Origin of the sequence: Embleya scabrispora DSM 41855 (assembly GCF_000372745.1) — a bacterium.
Taxonomy (GTDB): domain Bacteria; phylum Actinomycetota; class Actinomycetes; order Streptomycetales; family Streptomycetaceae; genus Embleya; species Embleya scabrispora.
The window spans coordinates 191,951-216,429 of the sequence record NZ_KB889741.1 but is presented as its reverse complement, the minus strand read 5'-3'; the positions used below and the strand labels follow the sequence as shown (position 1 = coordinate 216,429).

11 protein-coding genes are annotated in these 24,479 nt (G+C 70.9%); 2 read left to right on the top strand and 9 right to left on the bottom strand.

From position 1 onward, the window contains the following. The first annotated feature begins 40 nt into the window (after window positions 1-40). Together A3IC_RS0150410 and A3IC_RS0150405 are read left to right on the top strand one after the other, a co-directional pair. Window positions 41-244: a DUF6229 family protein gene (locus A3IC_RS0150410; RefSeq protein WP_020557656.1), complete on the top strand. Its 204-nt coding sequence runs from the start codon at window positions 41-43 to the stop codon at window positions 242-244. A gap of 89 nt (window positions 245-333) precedes the next feature. After that, complete coding sequence (locus tag A3IC_RS0150405) at window positions 334-3,240, top strand: type 2 lanthipeptide synthetase LanM family protein (protein WP_020557655.1); 2,907 nt, start codon at window positions 334-336, stop codon at window positions 3,238-3,240. Between the two features lie 163 nt (window positions 3,241-3,403). On the opposite strand, the gene A3IC_RS61270 is transcribed toward A3IC_RS0150405, so the two are convergent. The 9 genes from A3IC_RS61270 to A3IC_RS72265 form a co-directional block, all read right to left on the bottom strand. Further along, window positions 3,404-5,299 carry an ABC transporter ATP-binding protein gene (locus tag A3IC_RS61270; protein ID WP_086018569.1) on the bottom strand — a complete coding sequence of 632 codons (1,896 nt, stop codon included), beginning with the start codon at window positions 5,297-5,299 and terminating at the stop codon, window positions 3,404-3,406. Window positions 5,300-5,568: 269 nt separating this feature from the next. Beyond that, a complete protein-coding gene (locus tag A3IC_RS0150395) occupies window positions 5,569-6,162 on the bottom strand; it encodes a YbhB/YbcL family Raf kinase inhibitor-like protein (protein WP_245600008.1) in 594 nt (197 codons plus the stop codon). A 211-nt stretch (window positions 6,163-6,373) separates the two neighbouring features. Beyond that, on the bottom strand, window positions 6,374-9,364 hold the full coding sequence (locus A3IC_RS0150390; protein ID WP_106669264.1) for a helix-turn-helix transcriptional regulator: 2,991 nt from the start codon (window positions 9,362-9,364) through the stop codon (window positions 6,374-6,376). Window positions 9,365-9,382: 18 nt separating this feature from the next. Then, the gene (locus A3IC_RS0150385) at window positions 9,383-9,724 is read right to left on the bottom strand and encodes a hypothetical protein (RefSeq protein WP_158696447.1); all 342 of its coding nucleotides are present in this window, start codon (window positions 9,722-9,724) and stop codon (window positions 9,383-9,385) included. Window positions 9,725-9,742: 18 nt separating this feature from the next. Further along, entirely contained in the window at window positions 9,743-17,758 is an 8,016-nt protein-coding gene (locus A3IC_RS0150380) for an RHS repeat-associated core domain-containing protein (protein WP_158696446.1), read from the bottom strand. 385 nt (window positions 17,759-18,143) lie between these two features. Next, window positions 18,144-18,959, bottom strand: a complete 816-nt coding sequence (locus A3IC_RS0150375; RefSeq protein ID WP_020557649.1) for a chitosanase — start codon at window positions 18,957-18,959, stop codon at window positions 18,144-18,146. Between the two features lie 234 nt (window positions 18,960-19,193). Then, entirely contained in the window at window positions 19,194-22,064 is a 2,871-nt protein-coding gene (locus A3IC_RS0150370) for a bpX6 domain-containing protein (protein WP_158696445.1), read from the bottom strand. Window positions 22,065-22,126: 62 nt separating this feature from the next. Further along, window positions 22,127-23,794: a hypothetical protein gene (locus A3IC_RS0150365; RefSeq protein ID WP_020557647.1), complete on the bottom strand. Its 1,668-nt coding sequence runs from the start codon at window positions 23,792-23,794 to the stop codon at window positions 22,127-22,129. Further along, window positions 23,791-24,477 carry a bpX5 domain-containing protein gene (locus A3IC_RS72265; RefSeq protein ID WP_020557646.1) on the bottom strand — a complete coding sequence of 229 codons (687 nt, stop codon included), beginning with the start codon at window positions 24,475-24,477 and terminating at the stop codon, window positions 23,791-23,793. The genes A3IC_RS0150365 and A3IC_RS72265 overlap by 4 nt, the downstream gene beginning before the upstream one ends. Between the last annotated feature and the right edge of the window lie 2 nt (window positions 24,478-24,479).

Sequence of the window (24,479 nt, the reverse complement as noted above, 5' to 3'; positions counted from 1 at the left end):
ACCCGCCGGGAACGACGGGCATCGGCGGAAAGGTATCGTCATGCGCACCGCATCGAATGCCGCTCGGAACACCGTCGTCAACGCCTGGCGCTCCGGCGCCGAATCGGCCGACGGCGTGGAGAACCCCGCCGGTTCGCTCTACATCGGCGGAACCGCAACCGAACAGGGCCTCACCGAGATCGACGTCGCCGCGATCAGCTGCGGCACCGCCTGCTCCTGGTCGCGCACTCGCGCCTGTTGTTGATCCGTACCTCAACGACCCGCCGTTCGCAGCCGTCGCGTCTCGACGGGCTCCGGGCGGCGGGTCCGTCATCGATGGGTGGCGATCCGCGCATGGCAATCCCGGTCCGGCCCCGCCCGGTGGTGACGTACGACGACGCAGGCGAATTCGACGCCGCGTTGGAGCCCTTGATCGAGCCGGCCCTGGACCGCTTCCGACGCCGGCTGCACGCGGTGCCGAAGCCCCTCTCGACGGCCGAGCGGGACATCCTGCAACGAGCCGCCCACCGCTCCCTGCTGGGCGCGGTCCGCCCCAAGGCCAACCGGCTGCTCCTGCTCGAACTGCACGCCGCACGGATGTCCGGCCGGCTCACCCGGGACACCAGTGAGCAGCGCTGGGACGAATTCCTCGAAGCCGCTGCCGAAGCCCACTTCTGGCGCGAACTCGACGTGGACTACCCGGCGTTCGCGCCGCGCCTGGACCGGGTGATCCGCAATCGCTGCGCGGCGCTGCTCGCCCTGGCCCGCCGCCTGGCCGCCGACCGACCGCGTCTGACCGAACTGCTCGGCACACCGCCCGGCGAGCTGGTCGAGATCGCTCTGGACGCCGGCGACTCGCATCGCGGCGGCCGAACCGTCGCCCTGGTCCGCTTCGAAGCCGGCCGCGCGGTGTACAAGCCCCGCCCGCTGGCCGTGGACATCGCGCTCGCCACGACCTTGGACGCGCTCCTGGCCGGCACCCCGCGCGCGGACCGGATCAGGGTCCCGCGGGTCCTGCTCGGCGACGACTACGGCTGGGCCGAGCACATCGAGCACCGCCACTGCACCGACGCGCGCGAACAGGCCCGCTTCTACCAGGGCCTGGGCGAGTGGATGTGCGTGATGCAACTGCTCGGCGCCACCGACCTGCACTCGGACAACGTGATCGCCCAGGGCCCCGTCCCGTGGGTGGTGGACTGTGAAACGTTGTTCAGCCCCGAACCGAACGTGGGCGCGAGCGGGCTCGGCGACGCCTTCGACACCGCCGCAGCCTCGGTCCGCCGGACCGTGCTGCGCACCGGGCTGCTGCCCATGCGGCTGGCCCAACTCGTGCTCCAGGGTGTGGACATGTCCGCCGTGGGCGCGCTGCCCGAGCAACAACCGCGCATCCCGGTACCGGTGATCTCCGGCGCCGGCACCGACCTGGCCCGCCTGGCGATGGAGCCCGCCGAGGTGGCCGGTTCGGCCAACCTGCCCGCCCCGGACGCGGATCCGATAGCTCATCAGGACGACATCGTGCGCGGCTACCGCGACCTGCGCGGCCGACTCGACGGCCTGGACCGGGCCGGCCGACTGCGTGCGATCCTGGACGCCTTCCTCGGCTGTGACCTGCGCGTGGTGCTGCGACCCACCCAGGTCTACGTCGAGATCGCCCGGATGCTCTGGCACCCCGCGTCCCTGCACGACGAACCCGCGGCCGTCGAGCGCGCCCGGGACGTGCTGACCCGACAGGCGAAGGCCCTGCACGGCGCGCCGTCCTCACCCGAGGTGGTCGGTGCCGAGGTCGCCGATCTCCTCGACGGCGACATCCCGTTCTTCGGCGTCCGACCCGAGGACGGCCGGATGGACGGGCCGCGCGGCACCACGTGGGGGGAACCGGTCCGGTTGATCGACGCGAGCGTCGAGCGCTGGCGGGCGGGCGACCCGGAGTTCGAGGAGGTGATGATCCGTTCCTCGCTGCTGGGCGTCTATCGCGATCGCAGCGCGATGCCGGAGGCGAATCGACGCCGGGACCTGCCGGTCCGGACCGGCCGGCTGGACGAACGCCGCCGCGACCTGGCCGCCCGGATGGCTCGGGACCTGTGCGCACGGGCCGTGGTGGGCACCGACGGCACGGCCACCTGGATCGGGCCGGTCTACACCGAAGGCGGGTTCAGCGTGCGGCCGTTCGCCGCCGACTTCTACAGCGGGCAGGCCGGTGTCGCACTGGCATTGCACGCCTATCTGGCCCAGTCGCGCACCGGTCGGGTACCCAGGGTGGTCGAGCTGGAAGGCATCGCCGACGGCGCGATCCGGGCACTCGCGGCGATGGAGGACGCGGTACCCATCATCCGGGTCGGCGCGTTCGACGGGATCGGTGCGGCGGTGCGCACCTGGCTGGCGCTGGGCGCGACCTCCGGCCGGCAGTCGTACCTGGATCGGGCGATCCGGCACGCGGAGCGCGCGTCGGATCTGTTGGCCCAGGACTCGATCCTCGACGTCGCGGGCGGCGCGGCCGGGCTCGTGGTCCCGCTGCTGGCACTGGCCGAGCGGACCGGTGACGATCGTTGGCGCGGGGTCGCGCAGTCCGCCGGGACACTCCTGGTCGAACGCGCGGTCGTCGAGGACACCGAGCACGGACGGGCCGCCCGCTGGCCGACCGCGCTCTTCCCGCAGGGCATCGGCGGGTTCGCGCACGGCGCGGCGGGCTTCGACTGGGCACTGACCCGCCTGGGTCTGGTCACCGACCACCCCGAGCAGCTCGAACTCGCCCGAATGGCACGCACGTTCCAGGAAAATCTGTATCGCCCCGAGGCCGGCGCCTGGCTCGACGGCCGAGAGGCGGACCAGGTCCTGTACCTGGACTCCTGGTGCCACGGCAGCACCGGCATCGGCCTGGCCGCATGGGATCTGTACGTACGCACCGGCGACCCCACCCACCTGGACCGCGCGCTGCGCGCCGCGGCGGCGACCTGGCGCACCGGCTTCGGCTGGGACTACACCCTGTGCCACGGCGACCTGGGCTCCTGGGAACTCCTGGACACCCTCCTCCAAGGCGCCCCCGAACACCTTCGCGCCCACGTCCCCGACGCCCCCACCCGCGATCACCTGAACGCCCTCCTCCTCACCGCCCTGGAAACCTACGGCCCCCTCACCAAGTCCACCACCGACACCACAACCGGCCTCCTCCCAGGCACCGCCGGCGCCCTCCACCAACTCCTCCGCCTGAACCACCCCCACCCACACCGCCCTCCGTCGCTACTGCTGCTCGACGAGCTGTAGGAGGGGGCACCGCCGCGGCAATCAGCCCGAGCGGCGTTCGAGGCCACCTCGGCCGAAGGTCGGGTCCAACCAGCCCGGCCGGCGCTCGAGGCCAAGTAGCCGGGCCGGCGCCTGAGGCCACTCAGCCCGGCCCACGCGTGAGGCCGCGACGCCAAAAGCGAGTTCACCCCGACTCGACATACGCCGCCGCCTGCAACCGATACAGCTCCGCGTACAGGCCCCCCTCCCGCATCAACTGCTCGTGCGTACCCTGCTGCGCCACCGCACCCCGTTCCAGCACCACGATCCGATCACACTCCCGCACCGAAGCCAGCCGATGGCTGATCAGCACCACCGTCCGCCCCGCCGCCAATCGCCGGATGTTCGCGTACACCGCGTGCTCCGCCCGCGCGTCCAACGCAGCCGTCGGCTCGTCCGCGATCAACAGCCGCGCATCCCGATAGAACCCGCGTGCGATGCCGATCCGCTGCCACTGCCCGCCGGACAGATCCACCCCGGCCCGAAACTTCTTCGACAACAACGTCTCGTACCCGTGCGGCAGCCGCGAGATCAGCTCGTCCGCGCCCGCGTCCCGCGCCGCCCTCTCCATGGCCGCGCCGTCCGGATCGACCCGATCCGCGCGCCCCAGCACGATGTTGCCCCGCGCCGTCAGCGGCCAGCGGGTCGGCTGTTGCATCACCAGCGCCACCTGCTCGCGGATCCCGACCGGGTCGACCTCGGCCAGATCGGCGTCGTCCCAATGCACCGTGCCCTTGTCCGGGTGGTAGAGCGCGGCCAACAGGAGTGCCAGCGTGGTCTTTCCCGACCCGTTCTCGCCGACCAGGGCCACCGTCTCCCCGCGCCGGATCACCAGATCCACCCCGCGCAACGCCGACTCCGCGCTGCCTGGGTAGCCGAAGTACACGTCCCGCAACCGGATCTCGGCGAAGCCGACCGGCACCGCCCGGGTCGCCGACGGCCGCGAACGCGCCCTCGCCTCGTCCAGGAAGGCGTGATAGTCGGTGATGTACAAGGACTTCTCATAGAGCCGGTCGACGGCCACCATCAACGTGGCCAGCGAACCGCTCGCGGTGCGCACCGCCAACACCGCCGTACCCGCCACCGCGAGCGGCACGATCTCGGCGCGCACCAGCAGACCCAGCGCGACATAGGTGGCGCCCAAGGCCAGGCCGGACAGGGTCCGTCCGATCACGCCCACCCGGACCTGCGCATAGCCGACCCCGACCTCGGCCCGTTCCACCGACCCGGCCAGCCGCCGGAATTCGGCGAGCAACGGCCGCTCGGCGGTACAGGCGCGCACCTCCGCCGCCGCCTCCCGGGCGCTGAGCAGATCGGCGAACAGCCACAGCCGCCGATACAGCGTCATCCGCTGCACCATGCCCTCGAAGCCGATCCGGGCCGAGCGCAGCGCCGCCCACCCCTGCGGCGCGATCGACAGGACCAGCAGCGGCAGCAGTACCGGATGCAACCCGGTCACCACGCCGATCCCGACCAGCAGGCCGACCAGCGCCCCGAGCAGCTCGACCGCGTGTCCCAGGGCCAGTTGCGCGTGGTCGATGCCACGATCCCGGGCCCGAGCCAGCGCGTCGTGCCAGTCCGCGTCGTCGAACGCGCCCAGGTCCGCGCCGACCGCCGCGGCGTGCAGCCGGTTCTCGGCCACCCGGCGAATTCCCGGCGACAACCGCGCCTGGGTCGCCGCGACCACCGTCTCCAATCCCGCCCGCACGGCCGTGGCCAGCACCACCGCGACCACCGCGGGCAGCGCCGCGCCGACCCGATCCGGCGCCGGCCCCGAGGCGAACAGTGCCCCCAACGCGCGTGCGGTGGCCAGCAACGCCAGTGCGGTGGCCACCCCCGCCGCCGACTGGGCGAGCACCAGCAGCCACGTGGCACGCCGACTCGCCGCCCGGGACAGCCGCCACACCTGCGCGAGCGCGACCGGCAACCGGGTGACCATCCGCCCCAGGCCCGCGTTCGCCGCGTCCCCGTCGAAGGGAGTGTCGTACCCCTGCCCCAGCTCGTCGAACTCTCCCATTTCCGCAGGCATTTGCCCGGTCATCCGCGAACCCCTCCCGGCCGACAAGTACGGTATGCCCGGGACCGGGGTGCGCTACGGGTGCCGATGGGTTGGAAAGCCCGGCGAAATGGATCCGAAAGGGCGTTCGGCCGACAGGTGGATCTTCCCGGTGAGTCCGCCTCGCGAGCGCCCCGACCCGGCCCGCGCGTCGTACCCCGGCGACACCGGCGTCCCGCTCCGCGCCATCCCCACGGATGCCGTCCCCCGTCACCGCCAACGCACCCCCCGACCCCCTGAGCGGTCGGAAAAGGCTACGACTCGCCGCGGATCCCGGCGGAGGCGATCGAGGCCGCGGCGATGGTCCTGGCGGCGGTCCGGGTGGACGAGCCGGAGTTCAGGCCGGGGAGGGACGGCTGGTCGAGTACGTAAACGACGAACTCGTAGGTGTTCACTGTCGAGGGTGAGCAGGGTCCCTGGTAGCCGTAGAGGCTCGCGCTTCCCCGGTAGTAGATCTGCCTGGCTCCCGCGGGGACCGAGGGGCGGTAGGCGTGGTCGACGTTTTGTGGGAGGGAGGTCGTGTTCGCCGGGATGTCGTAGACGACCCAGTGAATGAGGTCGGCGTTGTCGAGATCGCGCATGACGATCGCGTAGCTCCGGGCGGCGGCCGGGGCACCGGACCAGGTCAGGGGCGGGGACTCATTCTTCTTGGCGGGGTCGTTGCCGCCCCCGCTGGTGCACTCGTGGATCTTGGGGATGAAGCCGCCGTCGACGAAGGCGGCGCTGGACAGGGCGAACGCGCTCCGGCCTGCCGACGACGCCGGTGCGATCGACGAAGCGACGGCGGGTGGGACGCCGACGGCCCAGGTGACGAGCAGCGCGCACAGCACAATTCGTGTGCTTCTCACAGGAGGCTCCCGAGGATGCTTGTGGTCCCTGTGGTCCGTCCATGGAGTAAGGGGGATACGGGGCAAGTCGGAGTGGGGCAAGCGGGGATGGGGCGCGCGTCGTACGCGTGCGGTCGAACCAGCGTATGTACGCTGGATTCCGGCGGCCAATGCCACTTTCTCCGCGAACGATGCACTTTTCTCTTGCGAACCACGCATGCGCTGCCCTGTGTTACCAGTCCGGGATCAACCCGCTGCGTCGAGCCAGCGCCACCGCCTCGGTGCGGCGGGACGCGCCGACCTTGGCCATGATGTTGGAGACGTGCACACTCGCGGTCTTGGCGCTGATGAACAGTTCCTCGCCGATCTGCCGGTTGGTCCGACCCTTGGCCAGCAGCTGCAACACCTCCTGTTCGCGCGCGGTCAACATCACCTCGCCGGCCGGCGCCGAGTCGGGATCGCCCAGCCGCGCGCGCCGCACCGTCGCGTCCACCGCGTCCCGCAGCGGCACCGAGCCCAGCCGATCCGCCGTCTCCCGCACCCGCCGCGCCAGGTCGGCCGCCTCGTCCCGGCGGCCCGCCGCCACCAGCGCCTGGGCCAACCGCAGTTCGCTGCGCGCCGCCTCGAAAACATTGCCGTAGTCGTACGCCTCGACCGTCTTCTCCCACAGCGCGACGTCCGCATCGCCGGACACCCGCGACCACTCGGCCTCGGCGCGCAGCAACCAGGCGCGGCCCTCGGATCCGCTGCGCGGATAGCGCCGGCCCGGCCAACCGGCCGTGGTACGGGCCAGTTCGATGAACTCCCGCGCCGCGGTCACCGCTTGCTGCGCACCCTCGGCATCGCCCGCCGCCCGCAGGTCGGCCGCCGTGTCGCCGATCGCCGACAGCGCCAGGGCGGACAGCCGGATACCCACGTCCGGGTAGGGGTTGCGCTCCTCGGCCAGTTCGCCCAGCACGCGTCGCGCCCAGTCGGCCGCCGCGCGGGAATCGCCGCGCCAGACCGCCTCGTCGGTCAGCACCAGGCCGCCCACGAGCGTGCCCATCCAGTTGAACGGTCGCGCCTCGAACAGGGCCCGCGCCCGCTCCACGACACCTGGCTCGCCGCGACCCAGCGGGACGTACAGTGCCGCCGAGGCGACATGCCCGAACGCCGACGAGGGCACCGCCGAGGGCACCGCCGCCAGCGCGTCGTCCCATCGGCCCAGCGTGTACAGGAGTTGGGCGCGCAGGTAGCGCATGTCGAGCGGATGCGGCGACGAGGACCTGGTGGTGCGACGGGCCAGGTCCAGGCCGTCGTCCAACCAGCGCAGGCTCTCCTGGAGCAGGCCGGACTCGAAGCTGCCCATGGCCAGGTTGAACAGCGCCCGCAGCTCGATCGTCGTGTTGCCGGCGCGGCGAGCCAACTCGCGTGCCTGGCTCAGCCGTTCCCGTCCCTCGGGAGACTGTCGACTGTCCCATTCCAGGCCGGTCAGCGAGATGATCGCGTCGGCGCGGGCGTCGTCGGTACCCAGTTCCTCGGCGGCGGCCAAAACCTGGCGACCGACCCGTCGGGCGGTTTCGTCGTCCCTGGAGTAGTACGCGGCCTGCACGAACGTGACCGCCGCCCACAACCAGGTGCGCGACAGTGGCTCGGCCGGGATCATCGCCAGTGCCTGGCGGCTGTACTCGAACGCGGCCTGAAGGTCGTCCACGCTCATCAGGCTGGACGCGAGCGTGTAACGGACGGTCACCGCGAGGTCGATGTCCGCGTTTGCGCCGAGCCGGTCCAGGGCGGTACGCGCGAAGGCGACGGCACGGTGCGCCTCGCCGGCCCCGACCGCGGCCGCGGACGCGCGCAGCATCAGCGACACGTCGTCGGTGTCGGCCAACTCCCGCGCGTTGGGCACCGCGTCCCATACCTCCAGGGCGGCCTCCAGCCAACGCATCTCCTCGGCGGGCGCACCGACGCGCGCGGCGTGGTCGGCCGCCTCGACCGACGCGGAGAGCGCACCGGGCAGGTCGTGACCGGCCCGGTGATGAACGGCGCGCTCGGCCGAACTGCCCACCCGCCGTCCCGGGTCACCGAGCAACCGCGCGAACACCCCGTGGATCCGCACTCGTTCACCCGGCAACAGGTCCGCGTACGCCGCCTCGCGGATCAGCGCGTGCCGGAACGCGTAGGTGTCCCCCTCGGCGGCCACCAACAGGTGCCGCCCGACCGCCTCGCGTAGCGCGGTGTCCAACTCGTCGTCGGGCAGATCGACGGCGTCTCGGAGCAGACCGTGTTCGACTCGGCGACCGGCCACGGCGGCGGTACGGATCACCCGCTGGGCGGTGCCCGACAACTGCTCGATCCGGGTGAGCAGCACCTCGGCCAGGCCGCTGGGCACGCCGCCGGCCGTGGCATCGGTCGCGGCACGCAATTCCTGCGCGTAGAACGCGTTGCCCTCGGCCCGCTCGACGATGGCCCGCACGGTGTCCTCGGGCAACGGGTCGGCGGCCAGGCCGCGGACCAGGCTGGCCACGTCCTCGTCGTCCATCGGCCGCAGATCCAACCGCCCGACGGAGGGCAGCCGAACCAACTCGGCCAACAGCGGGCGCAGCGGGTGCCGCCGATGCAGGTCGTCGGACCGGTAGGACACGAGCACGGTGAGCCGCTGGTACGCCGCGCCGCCCGGGCGCTGCGGCAGCAGCCGACTGAGCAGGAAGCGCAGCAGATCGCGGGTCGACTGGTCGGCCCAGTGCAGATCCTCGACCACGAGCAGCACGGGAGCCCGCTCGGCGAGGTCACCGAGCAGCGCCGCGACGTCCTCCAGCAACCGCAGCCGCACACCGGCGTCGGGCAGCGCGCCGGCGTACTCCGCCGCACCCCCGCCGGCCCGCAGCAGCCGCTCGACGGCCGGATGCGCGGCCAGCACCTCGGCGTACCGGGCATCGGCGTCCAGCCCGCGCAGCACCTCGACCAGCGGCAGATAGGGCAGCCCGACGTCCCCCAGGTCCACACAATGCCCGGTCAACACGGTCGTCCCGGCCCCGGCGGCCCGAGCGGCGGCCTCCGCGAGCAACCGCGTCTTGCCCACCCCGGCGTCCCCGGCGAGCAACACGGCGCACGGATCCCCCGCCCGTCCCCGCGCCAACGCCTCGTCGAGCCGGGCGACCTCCTCGCCCCGCCCCACCAGCGCCACGTCCCAACCCACGTCAGTCACCGCGCAATCCTCACACGCGCCAACAACACAGGACATCCCAGCTCAGCTACCGGATCACTCGTCCCAAGGCATCGAATAGCGAGGGGCACCCGCGGGTCGGCCCTCGCCGGGCGCAAGAACGGGCACATCCCCGTAGTTGCCGTCATCCGGAAAGGTCACCGCATCGATGGGCACCCAGGTTTCGACGCAACCGACCTCGATCGATTCCGTATAGGGCTTCTCGGCGAGGACGTGTCGATACCAGATCCTCATCCTCACCCGCAGCCATTCGAAGCCTCCCGGCCTGGGTTCACGAGCCGTAAGTTCGGCCTGAACGCGGCCCGTCCCCCCTGGAAGGTCCACCATCACGAGACGCGTGTCGTCCCGATCGTCATCGGATGAGATCTGTAGCGACATGACCACTACCTCGCGTTTCTAACAAGGCGCGCTTCCGTTGAAGAATGTCGTGACTTCTCTTGCCGCCGAATTCCCGCAGATATATCGCAACTCGTGAGAGGTCCATCCGCTGCCATAATCTTTACCCGCCAGAATTCCCTCGACATCCTGAATTCCATCCAAATTGAAGCTGATTCTCCCTCCTCCCGCGACTACACGGTCGATCATCTTGGCCAAGCCGTCATGAGTGGCCATTCCTCGAGGCAGAATATCGTGGAAAGTTCCATCCTTATACGTCACTGCACTTTGCATCCGGGCAAACTTGTCGAGCGTTCCCACCCCTCTTCCCCGAATCGTCTCGAGACCAAGGGCCAGGTGTATCCCACAAGCCTCATCGGAAGAGTTGTGTACCAGGATCGATACCCGCACCGCCGACACGTAGTACGAATGCGCGACGTCGACGGTCAGGTCGTGGGTGCGCTGTCGGCCGTGTACATACCGGACGGCGCCTACCTGCACCCAGGTGCCGGCGGCGGTTTGGAGGAATTGGCCGGGCTGGAGGTCGCCGGCGTTTATCCATTGTTTGAGGTCGGGAGCCCAGAAGGGGTGGTTGGTGGTGGCGATGATGGAGGCGTCGCCCTTGTCGGTTTTGACGGTGATATCGACGAAGTCCTTGTCGCCCTCGGTGGTAATCGCCGCCAGAACGGTGCGGGGTTTGGTTTCGCCGGATTCCGGGTCGGTCGCCAGGACGGTATCGCCGGGCTTGACCTCCTGGATGGCCTTGGTGCTGCCGTCGGCCATCAGCACGCCGGTGCCGGCCGGGAAGCTGTGGCAGCTCGGGTCCGCACCGGTCGGTTGGGTGCCGACCGGTGCGTTGCCGGTGATGCATGAGGAGCCCGCGCCGGTGACGCCTCGGCACTTGGAGAGGCGGGTGTTGGGGTCGCCCGGGTCGCCGGGCGGGGTGTCGACGTGGCAGTCCTGCATCGCGTCGGGGCCGAACCGGCCGTCGCAGTCGCCGATCAGGTGCAGGTCACCCGGGCCCGGGCCGGACCCACAGGAGGCGGTCGAGCCGCCCGCGCCGCAGGTTCCGGTCAGGGGTGCCCCGGAGGGTAGGTCGGGTGCCTTCGCCGTGTCCGGCACCTGACTCACCTCGACCCGCAGCGCGTGGTCCAGGTCGATCAGGCGCCGGGCGATGGTCTTCCAGTAGTGCTCGAACAGGCTGGTCCACCCGCCCGAGGTGGTGTCACCCGTCGACCACTGGTTCCACTTGTGGGTCTCGGTGTAGCGGTACCAGTCGGTGCGTTCGTAGGCGAAGGTGCTGTCGAAGTACTTGTCGACCGTCGACCAGGCCTTCCAGGACGTCGTCGTGCTGGTGCCGGTGATGTACGGGGGTGGAGGCGGCGGAGGATCTGCGGGCGGCGGAGGCGGCGGGCAACATGCGGGCTGGACGTCCACCGGCGGGTCGGTGCGCACCGCCGGGGCCTCCGGCGTCCGGACGGGCGTGGTCGAGCCGTCCGCGTTGACGACGACCCAGACCACCACGCCGGTGACCAGCGCGACCAGGACCACCGCACCGACGACGAGCAGGACTTCGGGCGTGAGCACCGACGCGACCGCGAGGACCGCGCCGCGCAGCGCCACCCGCAGCCCGGCCCGTGCCACCGGCTTGGCGGCGGATTTCACGGCGTTTCCGGCGAGCGAGATCCCCTTCGAAGCCGCGTGTTCGAGCGTGCTGACACTGGGCGTGCCCGGGATACCCAGGAAGTGCCCGGTCGGATCCCACGTACTGGTCGGATTCCCCTCGCCGTATCCGTACCGGTTGGTCGACGCCGACCCGCTCATCGGCACCGCCGCCGTATCCCTCGACGCGAACGAGCCCGTCGTCGGGTCGTACCACCGCGCCTGTGCCTGGACCCGACCCGTCGTCTCGTCGGTCCACGACCCCTGGAAGCCGATCGGCGCCTGCGCCCCCGCCGACGCGGTCACCTTCCCGAACGCGTCGTAGGAACGCGACCCCGAGATCGCACCGGTCGTCGAATCGATCAGCGCGATGGCGTCATGGTGCGCGTTGGTCAGCACGCCGTACGCCGGCGCGGCGCCCGAGGGCGGATCCGCGGCATCCGCCGTCGACTTGCGCGCCGCGAACGTGGTGTCCGGCGGTCCGTCCCGGGCGCCCAGAACGGTATCCCCGCTGCGGGTGAACCACCACCGGCCGTCCGTCGCGGGCTCCTTGTCGAACCCGTTGTAGCCGAACCGCCGGTAGCCGGCCGGATCCGTGTTGCGCGACGTGGTCAATCGGTCCAACGCGTCGTACTCGTAGGACGCCGTACCGTCGGCGGTCAATCGGCCGAACGCGTCGAAGCTCTGGTCCACGGTCGACACCGGCGCGCCCACCGCCCGGCGCGTGGTCCGCGCCAGTGTGCCGTTCGCGTCCCACGTGTAGTCCGTGGTTCCCGCAACCGGATCACTGGCCTGGACCAGCCGGTTGCGTTCGTCGTAGCCGAACGAGCTGCCGCCGGTGGCCACATGCTGCTGCGGCGTGCCTTCCCATTTCGTGGCGGCCTTGCGGTTGCCGACCTCGTCCCACGTGTAGTCCGTGCCGGTCTGCGCGGTCGGGTCGAAGTCGCTCGACAACCGGCCGGCCTGGTCGTAGGTGTACTCCTGGGTCTTGGCGCCGGCGACCTCGCCCTCTGTCCTGGAACCGATCAGGTTGCCTTCGAGGTCCCAGCGGAAGGTCTGCTTCGCGGTGACGCCACCCGCCGGGTTGCGCACGGTGTCGGTGTCCACCCGACCGGTCGCGTCGTAGGTGTAGCTGCGTGTGGCCAACTGCTTGATGCCGCGTCTTTGTTCCTCGCCGGTGACCCGGCCCGCCGCGTCCCGCGTGTAGATGCGACTGAGCTGCGAAATCGTGTCGCCGACCGTGACCAGGTCCGAGTTCTCGTAGCACCACGAGACGCCGTCGGTCGCGGCCGGGCCGACGCTGCTCCTGACCCGGCCGTCGCCGTCGTAGGTGTACCGGGTCTGGCCCACGTGACCGGTCGAGAGCGTCATCAGCCCGCGATCGTCGTATTGGTACAGGGTTTCCGCGGTGCCGCTCTGCGTGTGGGTCACCCGGCCGGCGGCGTCGTAGCCGAAGGTGCGCTCCGTCGCCTTGTCCGCGCCCGTCCCGCTCTCGCGCACCGTCCGACCCAGTCGGTCGTACTCGAACCGCCGCACCACGCCGCCCGGTTCGGCGGCCACCGTCGGATTCCCGGCCACGTCGTAGGACGTGCTCCAGGTCCGGTCGGTAATCGCCGGGTGTGCGGCCGTCGCGGGCTCGCGCCGGGTGTTCGGCAGGTTCCACGTGTTGTACGTGGTGTACGTGGCCCGCCCGGCCGCGTCGGTGACCCGGGTCCGGTTGCCGACCGCGTCGTAGCCGAACCGGGTGATCAACACCTGTGCGGCGGCCGGGTCGACGCCCTCGGACAGCGCGATCACCCGTCCCGCCGCGTCGTATTCCTTGCTCTGGAAGGTCTGGCCGAGGGTCCCGCCCCGCTCTCCACCGACCCGGGTGGCGTTGCCGGCCGCGTCGTACTCGTAGTGCTTCTCGCCCGCGGGCGCACCGTCGCTTCCCTTGGCCACCGACTCCAACAACTTGCCGTCGACGTCCCACAGGTTCACCACGGTCCGCCCGACCGGGTCCACCGTCGTGCGCAGCCGACCGGCGATGTCATAGGAGTAGGTGGTCGGCCCGTGGCCGCGCACCGTCTCGGTCCGCACCTGCCCGTCGGCGGTGTAGGTGTAGGCCGTGGACTGCCCGCCGGGTGTGTCCACCCGGATCATCCGGCCCAGGTCGTCGCTGGTGTACGTGGTGGTGAAGCGGTCCACCCCGCCGCCCGGCAGCCGTTGGAGCGCGGTCGCGGTGCGTTTGCGGTCCATCCCGTCGTACGTCCACAACTGCTGGGCGCCGAGCGAGTCGAGCCGGGACACGACATTGCCGTTGTCGTCGTGCGTGGAAGTCACCACGTACGGCGAGGCATTGTCCGAGGCAGCGGGTGCCGTCACCTGGAACATCCTGTTACGGGCGTCGTACTTCATCGTCGTCGTTCGCCCGTAGCGGTCCTGATGCTGGGTCAGGTTCCCGACCCGGTCGTAGGTCCACTGCTCCACCGGGAACTGGACGGACCCGTCGGGGTTGGTCATCTGTGGATGGGTGACCTTCACCCGACGGCCCTGCGCGTTGTACTCGGTAACCGTCACCCGAGCCAACGCATCACGCTCGTGGGTGACTTCGCCGAATGTGTTGTAGCCGATGGTGACGGTCGGACGTGCCTGCCGGGGCGCCGCGCCGTCGCCGTCCTCGACCGCCACCGGCGGTTCGACGGTCTCCCGGGCGCGGCCCAGCACGTCGTAGGTCTGCTCGGTGGTGAACGCGGGGTTCGGCGGGTCGGTGGAGCCGATCGCCGGCACGCCGCGCGGGTCGGTCGTGGCGATCAGCCGGCCCGAACGATCGCGCTTGTACGCGGTCACCGACTCGCCCGAGCAGCACATGGTGCGCACGCCCGTTGCGACCAACTGCCCCGAGGTGTCGTAGATCTGCCGCGTCGCGTCGGCCGTGGTCTGCCCGTCCGACAACACCGTCGAGGTCACCGCGCCGGCCTTGCTGTAGCCGGTGGTGGTCACCCGGTTCAGGCCGCCCGGGTCCAGGGTCGTGCTGATGCTGCGGTTGACCGCGTCGTAGCCGGACGTGGTCACCAGGCTTGCCGCACCGGCGCCTTGCACGTCCTTGACCACGTTTCCGGCCGCGTCGTAGGTGTACGTGCGCAGCGGGATGTCCCGGGTCGTGTTGGTGACCGGGTCGTAGAAGCCGCGCAGTGTCTCGGTCAGTCGCAGTCCATCGGGCGTGTAGGTGTACCCCACCCAGTGGTTCATCGCGTCCGCCACCTGGCTGAGCCGGCCGCCCGGGTCGTAGCGCCGCGCGGCGACCCGGATATCCCGGGGATCGGTCCCGGTCACACTGAATTGCCGAAGCCACGTGTCGGTCAGCCGCGTCTGCGCGTCGTAGACGAAGTCGTACCTGGTGCCCAACGGATCGTAGTTGGTGCGTACTTCGCCGAGGTAACCGTAGACGAGCGAGCCCGTGTAGATCCCACCGCTGGTCACCGTGGTCTGCCGATCCCGCACGTCGTAGGTGTAGACGGTGACTCGCTCGCGGTCGCCGCCGGCCTCCGGCGGGGTCAGATCGGCCACCCGAACTTCGAGCAGATTCCCGTTGACGTCCCGCTTGTTGGTGGTGCGTTTGTGGTGGGTCACGCCGGAGATCGAGTTCGTCACGGCCGGCTCGGTGACCGTCTCCACGTTGCCGAGCGCGTCGTAGGTGAGGGTGGTCACGGCGCCGTCGACGCGCTGCTCGACGGGTTGGCCGACCCGGTTGTGCAAGACGTCGGTGACCAGTCCGGTGGGCGTCGTCGTGCGGGTCACGTCGCCGAAGCGGTTGTACTCGTAGCGGGTGGTGCGACCGTCCGGGTCGGTCCGAGTGCGGGCGAGGCCGCACGGCTGCACCGCGCCCGCCGGTGCCTGCGGGTCGTTGACCACCGGTGGTTGCGCCTCCGGCGGCACGCAGGTGTAGGTGAATCGGGTGACCCCGCCGTCCGCGGCCGTGGAGGACTGCACCAGAGCGCTGTACCGGCTCCCGTAGGAGGCGGGAACGTAGGCATAGGTGGTCTGGTGTTGGTTGGCGTCCTGCATCATCTCGGGTTGTCCGTTGAGCGGATCGCCGGGCAGCCCGAGGTGGTTGCGGATGTGGGTGTTGACGATGGTGTTGGCGTCGCGGTACGCGTTGTGGCCGGTCGGGCGGCCGGCGGTCCAGTACGTCTCGGTGACGTTCCCGTTCTCGTCGAGCGTGGACGAGGGCAGCCCGAACGCGTTGTAGCCCCAGATCTTCGTGTTCGTCTCGGTTGACGGACCGTTGCCGGTCCAGCGATACAGCAGCGACGCACGGGCGTTGAAGGCGTACGAGGTGCGCAGCTGGTTCGGGTCGGTGACCGCGACCACGAACGCGGTGTCGGGCGTGGCGGCCGGTCCGCGCGCATACCGCCACAGCGCGCCGTCCGCGAACGTCACGGTCTCGACGAAGTCCCCGGTGTAGGACACCTTCGTGTAGTTCTTCGGATCCGGTCGCGTCGACTTGGTCAGACGCCCCACGGCGGCCGGGCTCCCATGGTCGTTGTACTCGTACATGCCGCATGCGAGCCGGACATCGCAAACCCGGGTCAGATAGCCGGTGTTGTCGTGGTCGTAGCTGACGAACCGGCCTCCGTTGGAGGTGCTGCCGTCCGCGTTGTCGGCGACGTAGATGACGTCGGCGCCGAGCCAACCGAAGTACAAACCGCGGCTCCACGGTTCCAGACCGTCGCGGATGGACTGCACATGACCCGACGTGTCGTAGGTGAAGTAGTGGATCTCTCCGCTCACCCCGACCAGCTGGTTGACTCGACCGTTGTCGCCGAACCAGTATTTGGTGCCGTCCGCCGTGCGCAGGCTTCCCGGCCCGGTGACCTCCGCTCCGGCCGATTCACCGAAGGCTGGCGTCCAACTCCCGTCGGGGTTGCGGCCGTAGCGCACCTGTCGGCCATCCGGATAGGTAACCCGCAGGAAACCGTCGGGTTCCAGGATCGATGTCATGTCCAGGATCGAGGACCAACCAACCCCGAATACGCCGCGCTTGGGGTTGGCGCTGTTGTACACCCGGACGAGCTCCAACGCACCGCCGCGCGCCGGGATGCTCATGTCCTTTTCCTGCCGGGTGTAGTTGCCCCGGTACAGACCGACCCCGGCCGGGTCCACGGCGGCGGGGTCGATGCCGAGGCGGTTCCCGCCCTCGACCGCAGGGACGATGGTCGAGTAACGCGATTGTGCGCTCCACGGTGTGGTCGCGCTGTCGTCCCGGACCCTGAGCCGCCACAGGTAGGTGGTGTTCCAGGTCATCGCAGCGGCGGGTGGCCGCCATCGGTGGTACAGCGTGAAACTGCTGCCTGGCGTGCCCACGCGCAGCCAGCCACTGTCCTGGCACGGCTTCGCCGGCTCGCTCTGCGGGCACAGTTCGTATTGCACGTCAATCGGTCGGGAACCGTCGCCGTAGACGCCGATGGACAGTTCGGTGTCGAGGCTTGCGTATGTGGCGTCGTAGGGCGGGTCGTAGATCCGTGCAGACGGCGGCTGATGCGGAAGGGTGAACGCCATCGGCGTGGCGGCCGGCACGCCGCGATCGACGTAGTAGACGCCGTCGTCCTGCACGTCCCAGACCAACTTGAACGACCCTGCGGGCAACCGCTCGATCTGGGCGTAGATCTGCGTGGTGGCCCCGACCGGCACATCGGAGGTCAGCGCGGTCGGCGTCCCGAGGAAGTTGTACAGCGATCCGTCGGCTCGATAGAGGTGGTAGCTCAGCGCGAAACTGGAGTTCGCAAGCCAGGTGTAGTTCGACTTGTTGGTGAGTGAGACCCACACGTAGCCGGCTTGAGCATAGGTGGGCACGACACTGAAGTTCCCCCACGAGTACCAGACTCCGTACTGGGCGCCGGGCGGCGCCGACGCCGGCCCGCTTCGCACCGGCCTCGGCGCGTCCCCCGGACCCGGCTGCCGACTCGGGTCCGGCACCGGCGGGTCGTCGGCCGATCTGCCGTTGTTATGCGGGAGTTGCTCCAGTCGAGGGCCCTCGGTCACCCGCTTCGGCAGATCGATGTCGGGGTGCTCGGCCGTCGGTTCGTCGAGCGCGCGGCCCTGGCGGACCAGGGTTTCGTTGGTGGCCCGCATCTCCGGGCTCAGCGCGGTCGGCGTCGGGTGCCCGGATGACTGCCGTTCGGCGACGGTTTGGGCGACCCGTTGCCGGGCCTCGTACAGGGCGTCGCCCGGCTTGGCGTCCACTCTGGCCGGCGGCGCGGGTGGCGGTTCGGTCGGAGTGGCCGAAGTCGGCCCGGTCCGTTGCGGTTTGGCCAGGGACTTGTCCGCCGCGGCGGCGTCGGTCGGGCCGGACCATGGCGACAGAAAGCCCGCCAGGAGTGCGAGTAGCACCACGCCGACCAAGCCCAAGCGAACTCGGATCCCCACCATGTCCCCCTGCCGCGCGCGGACGCGGTGGGCACATGGTGCGCCCGCGGCGTTGCCCACTGTGGCCAACCGGCAGGCCGGTTGTCAGGAGTTGATCCTGGCTCGCTGTCGGAAGCCGCAACAGGGACTGGACGCAGGGTTCATCCGGCGTTTCCCCGGCGGATGTTCGGGCGACGGCCGGCTCCGCACGAACGGGTTCGACACCGGACGCGCGGAAGGCCACCGCGGGGGCGGTGGCCTTCCATCGTGCGGGACGAGCAGGGAGGCGGAACCGGCTCGGTTCCGAGTCGATCGGCGTGGAGGTGGGGAATGATCAGGTCCGGTTCGGACCGATCCGTCGGCGCCGTTTCGATCAGCTCTTGATCGAGTAGCTGTCGCCGTAGACCTTCCAGTTCAGCGGGGGGTCGAGGTCGAGGTTGCCGGCCTTGAGGAAGACGCGCTGTTCGGTGTCGACCCGGCTGGTGTCGCTGTGCGCGTCCTCGTGCTTCATCGCGACCTTGCGGGCGTCGAGGAAGGCGTTGAGGTAGGTGGTCTCGTTGCCGCCCTGGGCCGGCGGCTTGGCCTTCTTGAGCGCGTTCGCCCGGATCGAGCTGAAGCTGTCCCGGTCGCCACCGTCGCCGTGCATGACGATCGCGTCGTAGTACATGAACTGGCCCAGTGCGCCCAGGCCGTCGGACTTGCCGCGGTTGACCGCCGGGTTGAAGTACACCCGGTCCCGCTCGTCGTCCTGGGCCTTGCGGAAGTCGGCGTCGCCGGCGGCGGTCGCCCAGGCCTTCTCGAAGGAACTGCCCAGACCCGAGTGCGAATCGGTGCCGTTGACCTTGCGCAGCGCGGGCAGGTACTTGGCCAGCACGTTGCCCGGCTTACGCGCGGTGTACAGCTCGACCAGGTCGAGCATGTCGCCGGTGCCGGAACAGAAGCCGATGATGCCGGCCGTGTATCCGCGCCCGTCGTCGATGTCCTCGATGTACTTGTATTGCGCCTTCCAGTCCAGGGAGGAGTTCTCCGCACTGGACACCAGTTGCATGGCGATGTCCTTCTTGTGCGGGTCGTCCAACCCGATACGCGCGGCGGCCTGCTGCGTCACGTTGGTCGAACTCGACTGCGAGGCGCTCGTCGCCGCGTGGGCCAGCGGCCCGGGTGCGGCGATCAGCAGTCCGGTTGCCACAAGCAGGGTCAAACGCTTGCGGGATCGTCCGAGGTGAGATTGCACGTGCGTCTCCGTTCCGGCTCTACGGCCACGTTCGGGGGGCTCCGTGTCCATCCATTGTTAGGAAAGTTTCCTAACAAGGACGAGACACATTGAAGCACTGCCGGGTTCCGCCGCCAAGGGGACCGGGAACATCTCCTGCAAACTGATTTACCGCCATCCGAGTTGGTCACAAAGTGACCTTGGGAACGGTCAGGTTCGGAAGACGGCGCGCACCATCGAACCTTCCAACACCACGATCCGGCCCGAGCGGTCCCAGAGGGTGATCCGGCCGGCGTGCGCTCGGAAACCGATCGTGTCGGGAGCGGCGCCGGGAAAGGAGACCTTCGCGGTGGATTCGGCGTCCGTGCCCGAATGCAGCACCGCTACCGCATCCGCGACGTCCACGAACGCGTCTCCGGACACGAGGACCGACTCGAAGGTGACCGGAACCACTCGGCCGGTACCGGTGATCAGCGAACGGGGCGTCCCGCCCGGCAGGACGGATCTGTCCCGCAACGTCCAACCCGGCATGTCCCAGCGCCACTTGGCGAGGTCCGCCATCCGCTCGGCGCCTTCCTCGGTCTGTGCGAGCGCCGCGCACGAGGTCGCGGTCCGCGCCACGGAGAGGAAAGGCGCCGGCGCGGCCTCCTCGCGCCAGACGACCTGCGGCCGAGTGGTGAGCGTGTCGAGCACGGTGATGATCCCTCGGTCCAGCGTCACGAGGTGTCCGCCGTCGAAGGAGTCGGCGAACTCGCGCGCGGACAACGTGGCCCAGTGCCGGACCCGCCGGGTGACCACATCCAGGCGGTGGATGTCGCAGGACACACCGCGATTTCCGATCAGCAGCGCGGTCGAGCCATGGTCCGCCAGGACGATCCGATGCGCCGTTACGTCCCACCGCGCGCGTTCGCGACCGTCGCGGCCGAGCAGCCGGGTGCCGGCCGCACCGCACGCGACCAGGACCGTGCCGTCCGGTAGTGCGGCGGCGTTCCGGACCGGCACCCGGCCCGGGAAGTGGCCGGCGCTCACCGCGATCGGTTCGGGACGTCGAGCGCACCCCGGTTCGACCGGCGCGCGCAGATCCGCCGCGGCGAGTGGGTCGGCCCGAGCCCGGAGCGCATCGAACCGCCGACGCCCGCTCCCGGTCGCGAATCCGACCGACCGGGCGGGCCGCCCGGATGCCCGCGCCAGGGCGCGCGCGGCCAGGGTGGCGAGTTCGCGATCCCAGGCCGGGTCGACGGCCGACAGTTCGGCCAGTGCGGCGGCGAAGATGTCCAGGTCGGCGCGGTCGGCATGATCGGCGCGGTCGGAGACCGGGCCCGCGCCGACCGTGGGGACCCCGGCCCCCGTCGCGGCCGCACCCGCCGCCCGGGCGGTCGCCACAGGCCCAAGCGCCGCGTCACGCTCTGCCGCCACGTTTGCGCCAGCCGCCGCCCCTCTCTCGACGTCCGCTGCCAGAAAGGCCGATACCGCCGCCCTGGCCTGCCGGACCGGGGCCTCGGTGGCGAGAAACGCCAGGAGGCGTGCGCCGATCGCGCCGCCCTGCGCGATACCCGCCGTCAGATCGCCCGCAACGGCGGGGCGCAGCTCGGGCTCGGGCCAGGCCGCCTCGACCGCGCCGAGACGATCCCCGGCCGCCTGGCACGCCCGGACCCACGCAGCACGCAGTTCGCTCGCCGTCCTGGGGTCGCCGGGCATGAGCCGCTCGATCGCCGTCGCGAACGCGCCGTACAGTCGCGCGTGCGTCACCGCGCGGTCCCGCTCACCGGCGCGCCACCACAACCCGACCACCAGGTCCGGTGCGAGCGCCCGGCTCTCGGCCAACTCGGCGGCGTCGCGGAAACGGTCATGGCGCGTGTACACCTCGACCGCCGCGTCGGGTGAGTCGAGCAGGTCCGCGAGTACGAACGCGGCCTCGTCGATCCGGCCGGTCCGTTCGAGGCGTTCGGCGGCGTCCATGTACAGCACGCGCAGTCGCTCGAACATCGCGGTTCGAGTCGGCATCCGGGCGCCCCGCGGTCCGACCCGGGCGGCCGGCCGGAGTTCGCCCGTCCGCGGCCTGGGCAGCCCGAGGGCGAGCGGCCCGGAGTGCGCATCGGCCGGACCGTCGGACAGCGCGATCGCGTTCCGCAGCGCGATCTCGAAGCGACCGCGCTCGAACGCCCGCACCATGCCGTGCAGGTAGCGCTCCTGACGCCCCGACCACACCTGGACCAGGGGGCCGCGGAGCAACAACGCGGCCAGGCGACGGCCCGGGACACGCAGGCGCCGCGCGAGCCGACGCGGCGCGAATCGTCGGGCTCCGGCTGGGCCGGCCACCGGCGTCTTCGGCTTCCGCGTCTGCCCGGTAGTTCGCCCGTCGGCGGCATACGCGCCGCGCGTGCGCCGTCGCCACAGCAGTACGGCGCCCACCAGGATCGGGCCGAGCGTCGCGATCGGGGCCCGCCCGCCGCTCAGAGCACCGAGCCCGGCGATCACACCACCGGCGCCAAGGGCGACGAGGCCGACCAGCGCGACCGCCACGAGAAACGCGACCGGCGCGCTCCGCAGGTCCGGCAGCGCCTTCGTCGTGTTCGGCCCGGTCGATTCGACGTCCCACACTTCGGCGGCGATCCGGTCCGCGCGCGCGTCGCGCCGGCCCACGCCGGCCTTCGCCCGCTGGTTCGGACCGGTCCGCAGCGGTGGCTCGATCGGCACATCGGGACGCGGATCGGGCGCGTCCAGAGCCGGCAACCGGTGGATCGGCAGCCCGTCCACCCGCAACCACGCCGCAGGCGCCAGAACGGGCAAGCCGGACAGCGCGAGCGAGAGCCGCCGACCACCCGAACTCGCCACCACATGACCCTCGTCACCAGGATCCGGCCGCAACCCCGGCTCCGTCAAAGCCTGTTCCCGGGCGACCAACGGGGTGCCGGGCGCCTGCTCGGCCCGCACCACGCGCTCCGTCCCGAGTCGCAACAACCAGCGCCCGTCCGGCAGTACGTGCAGCCCGGCCCCCGGATCCCACAGCGCCAAGACCCGCGCGGCGGCCACGTCCGGGCCCAGTACGGGTACGTCCAGCAGGAAGCCCGCGGCCCGCACGGTCCCGCGATACCCGGTAGCCCCACCGCCGTCGCCGCGCGACCCGTCGCCTACCCGGTCCATCACGCCGTCGCCAGGGTCGCCAAAAGCGCGCCGGTCACCGCGTGGCCGACCCGAATGCGACCCTCTCGGTCCCGTCCGGCGATCAACGGCAACGTCGGATGCACCGTCACCGGGTCCGGTGCGTCCGACCAGGCGCGCAGCACCCGATCCCCGTCGGGGGTGTGCGTGCGTACCAGCGAATCGTGCGCCGAGGTGCTGATCAGCGCGGCCCGGCCGTCCTCGACGACCAAGCCGATCGCCCGTACGTCGGCCGGCAGGTGCAGGCACTGCTCGGGAACTTTCGGTGCGATGCGAATTCGCCACGCGGTCGGGTCCTCGGCGCGCCATGCGAACGCGCCGCCACCCAGCACGTGATCGGTGACGCCGACTGCCGTGATCGGCTGGGGCCATCCGGTGAACCGGAGGTTTCGCCCGCCCGCGGGGATGGTCAGCAGTGGTTCGTTCGACTCCCTGCCGACACCCGGCACGATCGACGCCAGGTCGATCCGTACCGGCGGCTCGTCCGCACGCAACCGCCACCACGCTTCGCCGATCCGGCAGATCAGCGCGTCCGCCACGTGATGGATCGGCCGAATCGGGGCGTCGTCCGACAGCGCGATCGCCTCCGGGCCGAATCCGTCGACGGGCCCACCGATGCCGACCAGCTCCGGCGCCGGGCGGCCGATGACGTGCACCGCGAACTCCCCCCGCGTGAGCGTAAGTACGATCAGGCGGCGCCGGACCCAGGACGCCGCGTACGCCGTGCCGCGGAACGTGTGCCGGGTGGGTCGGGCCGGTGGTCGCCCCTCGGTGGGGATGTAGAGCGAGAGCAGGTGGCCCGGCCCCTCTCCCCGCATCAGCAGTTGTCGCGGTCGCCCGGTGAACGCGGGCAACCGCAGCGGGCCGACCGGCGCCGTACCGCCGGCGGCGGTCGACTCGATCACCGCGAACTCCCGGCCGCGCAGGGCGGCGATCGCCATCTCGGGGGCCGGCAGCGGGAGTTCCACCGTCGTGTCGGCGATGGACACCTCGACGCGCGAGGCGCCCGCGGCCGTCCACCCGGTCTCACGCGCGGTGACCACCCGACCGCCCGCACCGTCCGTACCCAGGATCCACACCTCGTCGGCGTCGTCCGCCGCGGCCAGGTGTGCGGCGACTTGCGCGCGGGTCGGCACCTGATCGAGGCGGAAGTTCAACCAGGAGCGCAGTACTCGACGCAGATCACCGGTGAGCCGGACGTGCGGATCCGTCCCGATCACGTCGACCACCAGTTGTGTGCCACGCGCCTGCGCCTTGCGGGCCAGCACGATCAGGCACGCGAGGTGGACCAGGCGCGGGGCTCCGGCCTGGAGCGGGCCCGCGTCCACGAGCACGAGCACGCGTCCGGTCGGTATCGGATCAACGAAATCGTGGTCCAGGTACAGCAGTTCACCGTCGGCCGCGCGGCGCAGGAATTCGGTGCCCAACTCCTGGGCATACAGCCACTCGGAGGCGAGCAAGCGCTCCGGATGCCCGCGCCGGGCGATCCCGCCGTAGCCCGCGAACTCCCCTGCCGGCGCGGGGCCGGGATCCGCCACCGCCAACAGCGCGTCCAGTCGCCGAACCATCGGACCCAGGGCGGTGGCGAGTCGTGGAGTCAGCGCGTCCAGCGGTTCGGCCCAGGACGCCAGCCCGTCGGGCAGCCTCATGCGTCGTCACCGGGCGTCGCCGTCCTGGCCTCCCACGCCGGGGGAGGCGGAGAAGCCACGAGAACCTTCGAAACCACCGGAGTCGGAGGAGTCGCCAGGGCCGCCAGCCGCTCGCGATCCGCCGGGCCCACCGGCATCGGCGCCGTCAGGATCCGCTCCGGCAGCAACACCACGAGGTCATCGGGGCCGATAGCCGCGCGCCAAAGCTCCGCCGAAGGCTCGGGCCGCATCGTGGTGGGCGTCAGCGCCTCGCCGTCCCAACCGAGGTAGGTCACCGCGTCCAGCCACGGGAGGTTCTCCCCCATGACCACCAACCACGCGTGATCACCTGCGGCTCGGAGCGGATCTCCACCATCCGATCGCTCGACGATTCGCGCGGCGAGGCCCGCCACGGCCGCTCCCCGGGCCAGTACGGCGGCCACCGGGAGCGGAGACTCGCGAGGATGCCAAACGGGCACGGCGGGGCCGACCACGATGGGCTCGTCCTCCGCGTCGGCCCCGGAAGCCTCGCGCCCTCCGAGCGGAGAACTCTCGTCCCGGCCTTGGCCGCCTCGCTCAACCCTCCCGACTCCGCTCTGCCCACCGCTCCCGGACTCGGCCCGCCCGTCCCTCCATTGCCCGCCCCGACCGACCGTCGCCGACCGGATCGGCTCGACCGACCCCGGCCCACCCGGCTCGCCCATTC